Origin of the sequence: Dictyoglomus sp. NZ13-RE01 (assembly GCA_002878375.1) — a bacterium.
Classification (GTDB): Bacteria; Dictyoglomota; Dictyoglomia; order Dictyoglomales; family Dictyoglomaceae; genus NZ13-RE01.
In genome coordinates this window covers 77,754-89,271 of sequence record NIRF01000008.1, presented here as the reverse complement: position 1 = coordinate 89,271, position 11,518 = coordinate 77,754, and the positions used below count along the sequence as shown (strand labels likewise).

7 protein-coding genes are annotated in these 11,518 nt (G+C 28.6%); 6 read left to right on the top strand and 1 reads right to left on the bottom strand.

Going from position 1 to position 11,518, the window contains the following annotated elements:
- The first annotated feature begins 5 nt into the window (after positions 1–5).
- The 4 genes from CBR30_06760 to CBR30_06745 all read left to right on the top strand — a co-directional run bounded on the left by CBR30_06760 (position 6) and on the right by CBR30_06745 (position 4,311).
- Positions 6–200 carry a hypothetical protein gene (locus CBR30_06760; protein PMQ01350.1) on the top strand — a complete coding sequence of 65 codons (195 nt, stop codon included), beginning with the start codon at positions 6–8 and terminating at the stop codon, positions 198–200.
- A 118-nt stretch (positions 201–318) separates the two neighbouring features.
- A complete protein-coding gene (locus CBR30_06755; GenBank protein PMQ01349.1) occupies positions 319–909 on the top strand; it encodes a TetR family transcriptional regulator in 591 nt (196 codons plus the stop codon).
- A 4-nt stretch (positions 910–913) separates the two neighbouring features.
- The gene (locus CBR30_06750) at positions 914–2,968 is read left to right on the top strand and encodes a hypothetical protein (GenBank protein ID PMQ01348.1); all 2,055 of its coding nucleotides are present in this window, start codon (positions 914–916) and stop codon (positions 2,966–2,968) included.
- Complete coding sequence (locus CBR30_06745) at positions 2,965–4,311, top strand: hypothetical protein (protein PMQ01347.1); 1,347 nt, start codon at positions 2,965–2,967, stop codon at positions 4,309–4,311. Before CBR30_06750 ends, CBR30_06745 begins: the two co-directional genes overlap by 4 nt.
- A gap of 3 nt (positions 4,312–4,314) precedes the next feature.
- Here CBR30_06745 and CBR30_06740 read toward each other — a convergent pair whose 3' ends face one another.
- Positions 4,315–4,764, bottom strand: coding sequence for a ligand-binding protein SH3 (locus tag CBR30_06740; GenBank protein ID PMQ01346.1), 450 nt, complete (start codon positions 4,762–4,764; stop codon positions 4,315–4,317).
- Between the two features lie 144 nt (positions 4,765–4,908).
- Here CBR30_06740 and CBR30_06735 point away from each other — a divergent pair, with 144 nt between their 5' ends.
- Both CBR30_06735 and CBR30_06730 read left to right on the top strand, forming a co-directional pair.
- Complete coding sequence (locus CBR30_06735) at positions 4,909–7,272, top strand: phosphoadenosine phosphosulfate reductase (protein PMQ01345.1); 2,364 nt, start codon at positions 4,909–4,911, stop codon at positions 7,270–7,272.
- Complete coding sequence (locus tag CBR30_06730) at positions 7,273–11,517, top strand: hypothetical protein (protein PMQ01344.1); 4,245 nt, start codon at positions 7,273–7,275, stop codon at positions 11,515–11,517.
- The last annotated feature ends 1 nt before the right edge of the window (position 11,518 follow it).

The window sequence follows — 11,518 nt, the reverse complement described above, 5'->3', positions numbered from 1 at the left end:
TATTTATGGGAGCATTGTTAGTTATTTACTTAACATCAAAAATAGAGAAGGGAGAGCATAGAATAAAGTTATTAAAAGAGGAATTAAAGAGAGGAATAATAAGCTTCATAAATTTTGCCTTAAGAATAATTGAGATATTAAGATTGAGGTTAAAGATAAGCAAGAAAGGAAGAATTGTGCTTATGATTGGGGGTGATTAAAAATGATTACAGATCAGTTAGGTGATATTATTAACATTTCATTTTGACTCCCACTAATTTTTTTGATAAAATTCATCCTGTCTATAGAACGACGTTCGTTCTATTTTGGAGAAATGAAATGAGGATTAGTAAAGAGCCAGATATTAGAAAAAAAGAGCTGATTGAGACAGCCCTTAAACTTTTTCTTGATAAAGGGTATGAAAAAACTTCCATTAGGGATATACTAAGGGAAGTTAAGGGTTCACCTGGTATGTTTTATTACTACTTCTCATCAAAGGAGGAGATTTTTGAGTCCGCAATACAGTATTATGTGGAAAATTATATACAGAAACTTTCTAAAATCTTCCAAGATGAAAATCTTTCTCTATCTGAAAAATATAATAACATAGTAAATGAGGTTATAAAGGCTTTTGAAGATCTTAAATCTATTTCTCACATTTATTTTACTCCCCAATACTTTCCTTTGAGAGTAAAGATTGCCTTCAAAATTCTTGATGGGCTTATACAACCTTTCTCTGAACTTATTGATAAGTTTAAGAAGGATAAAAATATTGATAGTAAAAAAATAGCCACTTTTATCTTATATGGAGTTTATGGAATATTGCACCAAAATTCAGAAAACCAAAAGCCAAAAGATATTCAAGAAATTTTAAACACCATTTATGCTCTCACTGAAAAAATATTAAATTCGTCCATCGAAGGAAGGTGAAAGGATGAGGGAGCTATACTTTTTTGCCTTTAGACATTCAAGACTTATTCTTATTTTAGCTATCATAGTTTTTATTCTTTCCCTTTATCTGAACTCATTCTTAAAAGTTAATTATGATTTATACTCTCTTCTACCTAAGGACCTTTCCTCTGTAAAAGCTCTAAATATCTTGAGAAATGTTTTTAAATTAGGTGAAGAAGCCTACATATTACTTCCTTTTAAGGATGCTGAAGAGGTAGATAAATTAAAAAAGGAGATATCAAAAATAGAAGGAGTCTCAAAGGTATCATGGATATCAGACTTTCAAGATATTTTTCTTCCTGATTACTTCTGGGATAAAAATGTAAAGGAAAAATTTATAAAGGATGGATATACATTTATAAAAATAGACTTTAGAGAATCTTCCCAAAGTCCAACTACTGAAAAGGCTGTAAAGGAGATAAAAAGGATTCTTCCAAAGGGAAGCTATTTTACGGGAAATGTAGCTATATCCCAAGACCTAAGTAAGATTACTCAGCAAGAAACTGCAAAATACTTACTAATTGGAAGTATTCTTGTAATTGCATTCTTATTCTTAATATTCCCATCAATGTATGTTCCCCTAATTATCTATTTCAATATATTCTTAGCAATATTGATAAACACCGCATTATCTGTTCTTTTCAAACAAGAGATAAGTTTTATCTCAAGAATGATAGTAGGCATACTTCAGATGGGAGTTACTATGGATTATGCCATTTTTCTATATCATAGATATGAAGAAGAGTCCGAAAGAAGAAATAAAGAAGAGGCAGGATGGGAAGCAGTAAGAACTACAGCCATAAGTATAATTGCGAGCGCAGGCACCACTTTCGCTGGCTTTTGGGCTATGACTCTTATGAAATTTGGGCTTGGAAAAGACTTAGGATTTATTCTTATGAGAGGTGTTATTATTTCCTTCCTACTTTCTATAACTCTACTTCCGGTACTCTTCTACCATTTTCATAAAAAATGGTACCATGCGAAAAGATGGGTACTTAGAATTTCAGGAGAAAAGCTTTCAAACTTCCTATTAAGAAGAAGACATATTATTCTTGCCTTATTTATCATATGTGCCATCTCCCTCTTTATAATTCCTAAGTTTCCTATGGATTACAAAATTTTGAGGGGACTTCCAGAAAACGTGCCTTCTATTGTAGGGCAGAGAAAGTTAGAGGATATATTTAATAAGAGATCTACTATATTCATAGTAGGAGAAGAAGATCCACTAAACTGGCAAAAGATAACAAAAATTTTGAAAAATGATCCTCATGTATCAGGTATGATGGGATATTACGACATGGTAGATCCATTGCTTCCCCCCTATATGGTTCCATCAGAAGTAAGAGAAAGCTTCTTTAAAGGTGAACTTTCATATATCTCTATTGACACAAACTTGGAGTATGGCACTTCCGAATCCTACAATTTTGTTAAAGAACTTAGAAAGAAGCTTGAAGAGAATTTTAATGTAAAAATTACTGGAACCCCTGTTCTAAATTATGATCTTAAGAATGTAACCTCAACGGATTTAAATAGAGTAAATATTATCTCAATAATCTCTATATTCTTAATAATTGCTCTCTCCTTTTTATCTATTCCCATTCCTGTTCTCCTTGTATTTACCATAGAAATGGCTATTACTATTAATCTCTTCATAGACTATATTACTTATGGATTTATATTCTTCTCCTCAAATCTTTTCATAGGAGCTATTCAATTGGGTGCCACCATAGACTATGCAGTACTTCTAACCTCAAGATATCTGGAGGCGAAAAGAAAAGGTCTCGATAGATTTTCTTGTGCAAAGTTTGCCTTTGAAGGTATGAATAGTATTATCAATAGTGCAGGAACAATGTTTTTAATCTCCCTTCCTGTAGGACTCTTCTCAGACATTTTTATGGCTAAAAATCTTGCCATGCTTGTAAGTAGAGGTGCTATAATAAGCGTGATATTAGTAACTCTTTTTGTAGTTCCATTGCTTACCACTGTAGATACCCTCATTGAAAAATTTGGATTTATTAGAAAGGAGGCAAGAAAATGAAGAAAGGAATCATATTAATTATTTTTCTTTTACTATTAATAAATATTAGTGCATCTTCAATTATAAGTACTAAAAATGATGAAAGTATATATGTACTTTTAAATTATGATGGAAAAGTTAAAAAAGTGGATCTTGTAAACTGGATTGAGATAAATGGAAATGGCAATTTTTCTATTGTTAAAGATGGAAAATATTTAAAAGATATAAGATTATACAATGAGGATACAAAGGTAAGTGTATCACAAGGAAAGATAATAATTCAAGGTAATGCTCAAGGGCACAAAAATATTTATCTAACAGGCACATTGAACAAAAAACTACCCTTAGAATTTTCTATTACATATAAATACAACGGAAAAATTGCAAAGCCAGAAAGCTTTGTAGGAAAATCTGGAGATTTGGAGATAGATGTAAATATAAAAACCTTAGAGGATTTACCTTTTAGGGTTGTAATGTCCTGTGAATTTTCTGCAGATGATTTTGTTCTCAAAAATCTAGAAGACTTCATGGTTATGGTCCTTGGAAAAACTGTAAGACTTACAGGAATTACATATCCTATTCCTAAGGGAGAAATAAAGCTATTAATAAGTGGGAAAAAATTAAAGGTTCCAGCCTTTACCTTTACAGCTCTTCCCTCCATCCCTCCTGTAGATCTATCTATAAAAGACCAGATAAAAAATTTTTCAGATGGATTAGAGGGATTTCTACTACTAAATCAGGCTCATCAGAAGATCCTCAAAGGAATATTAGAGGGTTTTGAAAAACAAACCCCATCAATACCCCAAGAATTCTTAACTCTTCCCTTTACTCTTGTTAGCTATCAAAATAAAGCCTATCTACTGTCTCGAAATATAAAAAATTATCCTCAAAACTTTTCAAAACTCTATGAATTTATTAAAAATAAGGCGGAGGATAAAGAAGATAAAGATTGGCAAACCGCATTAAATATGGCGGAGAATGTTAAAAAAGAAATAGAAGAAAGCAGGTTTTCTGATGATGCAAAAGAGATTGGTGATTTTCTAAAAGATCTATCCTTCCAAAGTCAAAAGGCTATGAGCATGCTAACCACATCCTTAGAAGGAATACAAAAAATTGAAGAGCTCTTAAATATTATGCTTTATGGAGGAGAGATTGAAGGAAAGAAAATTCCAGGTCTTGTAGATACTGAAAAGGAGATTAAAAAAGTCTCAGGAAAGTTAAAGGAAAATCTAAACACTCTTCAAAAAGGAGAGGAGAAAATAAAATCTTGGGAAAAGAAGTTGGAAGATTACAACTTTGCAGGTAAAATTGAAGGAGCAAAATCTGTGGTAAGATTTTATTATAGAATTGAAGAGATAAAGTAAAACTTAAAAGACAGCCTTAGAAGATAAAGTAAGAAAAGTTACTATTGTTGAAGCAATAAAAACACCAGAAGATATTGCCAAAAAAGCCTGTTTAAAATTTAAGCCCAAAACTTTTGATAAAATTGCTCCAGTAAAAGCCCCTGTCCCTGGAGGGGGCATTCCTATAAAAATTGCAAGGGAAAAGGTAACACCCAGGGAATATATCTTGAGTTTATTAAGCTTGCTTTTTACAAACTTTTCATAAGGATTTTTAAAAGGATCTCTGTTCAAAATAATATTTTTTAAAAGATCAATAGCCCAGTAAATTAATATCCCCATCAAAGTATTTCCTAAAAAGCTAATAACAAAAGCCTCAAAGGGTGAAAGCCCATTATATATACCAAATGGTATAGACACCCTACACTCTCCTATTGGCGTCATAGAAAGCAAAAACACTTTTACAATTACATTCATAGCTTTATATTATACCAAGTTTTGGTGAGGAACAAAAAAAGTAAAGGGACAGTTTTTGACACTGTAGGCAATTATAATCTTAATAGAAGTGAATTTAAAATTTTGATATAATTTTATTATAAAATTAATATTTAGAGGTAAAACATGTATAAAGTAGAGTGGGATAAAAAATCAGGTGGAGTATTATTAGTTACATCCTCAGAAAATGAAATTATTCCTCCCCGTCCAGTATTCTATGAAGAATTAGATCTTTTAGGATTTAATAAATACTGGGATTATCCCCAGAGCCAAGAACCACTTCTTTGGAATATAGGAAGAAGATATTTTTATAAAGGAGAATTAGTAGCTGAAGTTAGAGGAGGAAATATATATGAAGAACCAAAAATAAAACTTACTGAAAATGGTAAAAATTTAAAACTTGAACCAATAAATTTAGAATTATTGATTGAAAACAATAAAGAAGCTCTAAAAACAATAGAAAATGAAGCCATAGATTTCATCAATGAAGTTTATAATAAATATAAGGATAAAGTAGATTATTTTATTGTTTCTTATAGTGGTGGAAAGGATTCTCAAGTTGTTTTAGATCTTGTAAGTAGGACTATCCCTCCTGATGAATTTATGGTTATTTTTACTGATACTACTATGGAAATTCCACCTACTTACGAAATATTTGAGAAAACAAAAGAATACTACTCAAAAATATATCCTACATTAAAATTCTTCATCGTCAGAAATGAGCAACATTCCTATGATTTATGGAAAATATTTGGACCCCCAAGTAGAATAATCCGTTGGTGTTGTTCTGTATATAAAACATCTCCCCAAGTAAGATTCTTAAGAAGATTAAATCCAGAAAAACAGAATTTGAAAATTTTAGTTTTTGATGGTGTAAGAGCTGAAGAAAGCACAAGAAGAAGTGGATATAGCAGAGTAGCAGAAGAAGTAAAACATTTAACACAAATAAATGCTGAAGTAATTCGAGATTGGAATTTAACAGAGACATTCATATACATATATTCTCGTTCTTTACCCTTAAATAAAGGATATAGATATGGTTTAAATAGAGTCGGATGTAGTATATGTCCTTTCGGATCATCTTGGTCGGAATACATAATTAGAAGTATATTTCCTGATATAGCAAATGTATATATAGATATAATAGGCAACCATCTTACTTCTTTAGGACTTCATGATGAAGAAGAACGTAAAAAGTACATTATATCGGGAAACTGGAAAAAAAGAGCAGGTGGAGATGGTGTTGAAAATAATATAAGAGTCGAATTTATAAAGGAGAATAAAAATTTTAAAATAATCATGTTTAATCCGAGAGAAAATATATTAGAATGGTTAAAAGTTTTTAAGATTATCAATATTAGAAAAAATCAAAATACCTATATAGGAGAATTGAAATTTAACGATTTTATCACAGATATAAAACTATATTTATCAGATAATTATACAGAAATAATTGTTGAAAATGATGATGTTAATATAATAAATACAATCAAAAAAATAGCATATAAAACCGCATATTGCATTCATTGTGGTGCATGTGAAGCAGAATGTAAAACAGGGGCATTAAAAGTTCTTCCAAATGTAAAAATAAATACTAATTTATGTAAAAACTGCTTAAATTGTGTTAATTTTGTTTCTAATGGATGTTTATTAGCTAAATCATTAGATTCTTCAGAAAGGAGTAGTAATAAAATGGGTGAAGCTCAAGGTTTTGGTAGATATTTAACTTTTGGAATGAGGAGTGAATGGTTAAAATCTTTTTTTGCAAATCCAGAAGAATGGTTTACACGAAACACATTAGGAAATAGACAATATCCCGCAATGATAAATTGGCTTATTGATTCAGAACTCTTAATTCATCAAAGAAAAGAAAAAATAATATCACCTCTTACTAATATTCTAAAAAAACATTCCATATTTATCTCAACACTATCCTGGCAAATAATCTGGATAAACCTATTTTATAATTCTCCTGTAGTTAGATGGTATTTAAATAAAATTCCATGGTATACAAGTCACACTTCTAAAAGTTTAACAAAGTTAGTAATGAAAGATTTTGAAATTTCTTTCAAAACTGCCTATGGTGGAATTATTTCCTTATTAAATACTTTTGAAAGTAGTCCACTTGGTAATACATTGAAGATAGGCTATATTGAAAAAAATGGAAGATTGAGAATTGTAAAAAAAATGGGCACTGATGACATTCATCCTATAGCAATTTTATATTCCCTATATAGATATGCTATTTTCAAAAAAAGGTATAAATTCACTGTATCAGAGCTTTATAAAGATACCAATAAAGATGGAAGTCCCTATTTGCTTTTTGGAATTTCCCGAGAAGCCTTAGAAAATAATTTACGTTGGTTAAATAATAAATATAGAGATCTTATTCACGTTGATATAATTGCAGATTTAGATAATATTAGCCTTTCTGAAGAAATAAAAGATTATGTTGCCTTATTGAATGATATAATGGGGAGGGAAAATTAGATGATAGAAGAAAAGTATATAGATTATTTAGATGTATTTGAAGAATTTTATCCTGTTTACGATATTGAAAATGAAGCTAAAAATTACTGGAAACAATTTATACCCACAGATGACTTTAAAATTCTTTTAGAGAAGTTTCTTGATTCCTTAGAGTCTCAAAATCCAGCAGAGAAAAAATCTATATTTGTTCAAGGAAGATATGGAACAGGTAAAAGTCATGCTACTGGAGTGATAAAGCATCTTCTTTGGGACCCTTACGAAGAAATTGAGGACTTTGTAAATAATATTGATGATTCTAAGATAAGAGAGAGATTAAAAAATTACAGATTGAAAAATCGCATATTTCCAGTGACGTTGAAGAATATATCTACTGTTTTTGATGTAAAAAGTTTATCATTGACTATAGAAACAGCTGTTAAAAAAGCTCTTATAAAGGAGAATATAGAAATAAATATAAAAAGTGAATTTGATAAATACATAGACGCAATCGAGAATGACCCACTTTATAATTGGAACGAGTTTATAAATATCCATCATGACTTAAAAATTTTAGTTAAGAATAAAGAAGAATTATTAAAAGAATTAAAATCAGAAAATATTGATGTTTTACAAGCCTTTGAAAAAAATTTTAAATATTTAGTCTCTCTAACCTCTATAGAAAATTGGCTTGAAGATGTTATAAATGAAGTTAGAAAATACGATGAAACAATTTCAGGAATGTGCATATATTGGGATGAATTTACATCAATTTTTGACCTTCCTAATAGCAATGTGTTACTTAGTATTTTTCAAAATATAGCGGAGAAAACCCCCCATAGTAATGTGTATCTCTTTATAGTAAGCCATAGAAGCCCATCCCAATCTCAATACTCAAATGAAGATTTTGAAAAAATATTAGGAAGATTTAAATATCATGAATATAAAATGGAAGAAATTACAACATATCGTATCATGTCAAAAATTATAAATAAAAAAGATTTTCTAAAATGGAAGGAACTAAGAGACGAGGTATATAGTGGTGATAATATAAATAATCTAATTTCCGAACTCTCAGACAATAAAACCTCAGAAATATATAAACAAAAGGAATCTATAAAGAATATTTTTCCTATACATCCATATACTGCTTATATTACATTCAAACTTGCAGAATATATTGGTTCTTCGCAAAGAAGTATATTTAGTTTTTTTAACGATGAAGAAAAAGGATTTGTTAAGTTTATTAAAGAATATCCTTTAAAAGATTCCTTAGGTACACACTATTTTTTAACAGCTGATTACATATGGGACTATTTTCACGAAGAATTTATAAGAAATCCAGAAAATAAACTTAAAAATGTTTTAGAAAAAGAAAGATATTTAAATGATCTAAAAAAGCTTGGAAAAGCCTATGAATCTATATATAAAGGAATTCTTTTATTGAATATTCTAAACTCTTTTCTATCCGTTAGTAGTAGTGCAAGAAATGATCTTTATACTCCATCTGAAGAAAATATAAAGAGAATGTTTATAGGAACACCTTATGAAAGATATTTAAAAGATGTTTTAAATTATATCAATAAACAAGGTTATATTCCAAAAACCCCTGATAATCTTTTCCTTATCTCTGTAACACCATTACCACAAAATGAAGTTATAATGGAAAAAGAAAATTTCAAAAAGGAAATAGAATATAATATATTAAATGTTTTTTCACGCCTTACTATAAATTATGAAGATAAATTTAAAGACCTATTTGAAAGTGGTATTTTACGCCCTGTAGAGTTATTACTATTAGATCCGAAATTAAATCCATATGAGATAGAGAAAAAAATTAAAAATGCATTTCACTATCAATTCTCTATCCATCTCGTAATTTTCTTACCAAAATTTGAAGATGAAATTAAAACAGCAGAAAATGTTATAAATAGCATAATTACGAAAAACGAAGAAATGTTTAAAAATAAAGTTTTCATTATCTGTCATGAAGCCCTTGGAGAAAAATATTTCAATGATTTGATTGAATACTTTGCAAGATATAAAGTTGCAGATAGACATGGCTTTAGTGAAGAGAAAGAAAGAAATTATAAATATATAGAAAGTATTGTTAATAAATGGCTTGAAAGAATTGAAACAGGAAATGTAAAAATATATTATTTAACTAAACAAAGAATTGCAAATTTTAATAACTTTAAAGATGTTATAAACAGAGAAATATCAAAAGAAATATTTACATTTGGTCCTGAAAATATTGAAGGGCTTCTCTCTAATGAAAATATATGGAAAAAACAAATTTCAGAAAAAACAGTAGAAATATTCTTACTATCATCTGATCGTAATGATTTAGAAGATAGAGCAAAAAGCCAGCTTTATAAATCTGTTCTTACTCTCTTAAAAACAAATAACGGAGAATATATTGTCAATGATGGTTTACTAATAAAAGAAACTATAGATCCAAATCATCCTACTGTTAGACTCTTCAGAGAAGTGGAAAGAAAGATAAAGGAAAAGGAAGGAAGAACTTTCTATTTATCAGAAGCGCTTGATTTTATTTTCAAACCTCCATTTGGTATTTATCCCAGTATAATAGGGTCCGCATTAATTTCCTTCACATTAAGACCTTTTGTAAACAAGTTGTATGAACCGAGCAAAGAAAAAATAATTGATGCTATAAAATTAAAAGAAAAAGTAATTTCTCTAATGAAATACATAATCGAGGGAAAAGATGAAGAAAACTTGAAGATAAGACTTGGTATTCCAGAAGAAAAAGAATTAGAAGATATATTAAGAGAACTCTTTGAAATTCAAACCAGTGAAGGTTTAAAGCAGACAATATATGGAGTAAAAGAATGGATTATCAACAAAGGAAAATTTCCACTATGGAGCATAAAATATATTCAAAGTAGTATAAATGATGAAACTAAAGACTTTTTTCTAAAATTAATTCAACTTTTGATATCAATTAAGGATGAGCTTAAACCGGAAGATATAAAAAAAATTAATGCCTTTTTCAAAAATTATAAGACAGATTTAAAATTAATATTGAAACCCGATAAATTAGAAGAAGGATTTAAAAATTGGCTACAAGAAAAAGTTGGCTTAATAAATAAAGAAGAATGGGACCAATTAATAAATTTTCTAAATAAGAACTTTCAGGAAGAACTTGCATTCTCTGATGAAAACAAATTATTAGTAAAAATTTCCGATTGGAAAAATTTGAGGAAAAAGGAGTTACTTGAAACAGAGTTAGTAAATATATTAGCTAATATTTTTGAATTAGAAAATGTATCAGATCTTAAATCAGTAAAAAATAAGATTAAAGAAAAAATAAATAATGACATAAAATCTCCCTTATGGTTATTCAGTTATATATTTAATGATCAAATTAAGAAAATTATTATTGATTTAAAAGAATTCTTAGACACTGAAGCCAAACTATCGGAAGAGATTATTGAAAAATTAAAAGATGAATTAAAATCACAGGGAACATTATTAAAAAGCAATCTAAAAAAAGAATATACTAAAATAGTAATGGAAAGCTTTCTTAAAAGCTTAGATTTTGGTGACATAATAGATAATATTGATGCCTTGTTATTATTTATTCAAAAAAATATTGAGAAAGAACCGTATTATTGGGATGAAAAAGACTTAAGAGATTGCATAATCAAATATAAGTACTCAAAATTTATTGAAAAGATTTTTAATATTGAACATGTAAATAATTTTAAAGATCTCAAGAACAAGATAATAAATTCAATAATAAAACTTAATTACCCATTCTGGAGTTTTAGTCATAAAAATAATCAAGACATTAATGAAATAATCTACAAACTAATCACTTATCTAAATAGCAATTATATGGATGAAAACATAGATTTTTATCAAGAGATGCTAAATTTATTTGAGAGAAATAAGGATGGCATAGAAATGATATTTGATGAAAATAGAGCAAGAAGCAATTACAGAGAATTCATTGTAAAGACACTTGATATAAGAGATGAAGACTTAGAAGAAAATATATTTGAAAATATAATCGAAGATATTCGTTTAAATATGAAAATAGAGGAGCTACACTTGAATAAGCAGACTGTAGAAAATTATATCCACAAAAATAGTAAAAAATATAAAGATATGGTAAACGCAAAAAGGAAAGAAAATATAAAAAATAAGATAAGATCAACCAATAAAGATCTAAAGGAAATTCTTATAAAACTAATAGATGAAAATCCTTCTATCTGTGAATTCATTGAAAGGATGTTAGATTAAG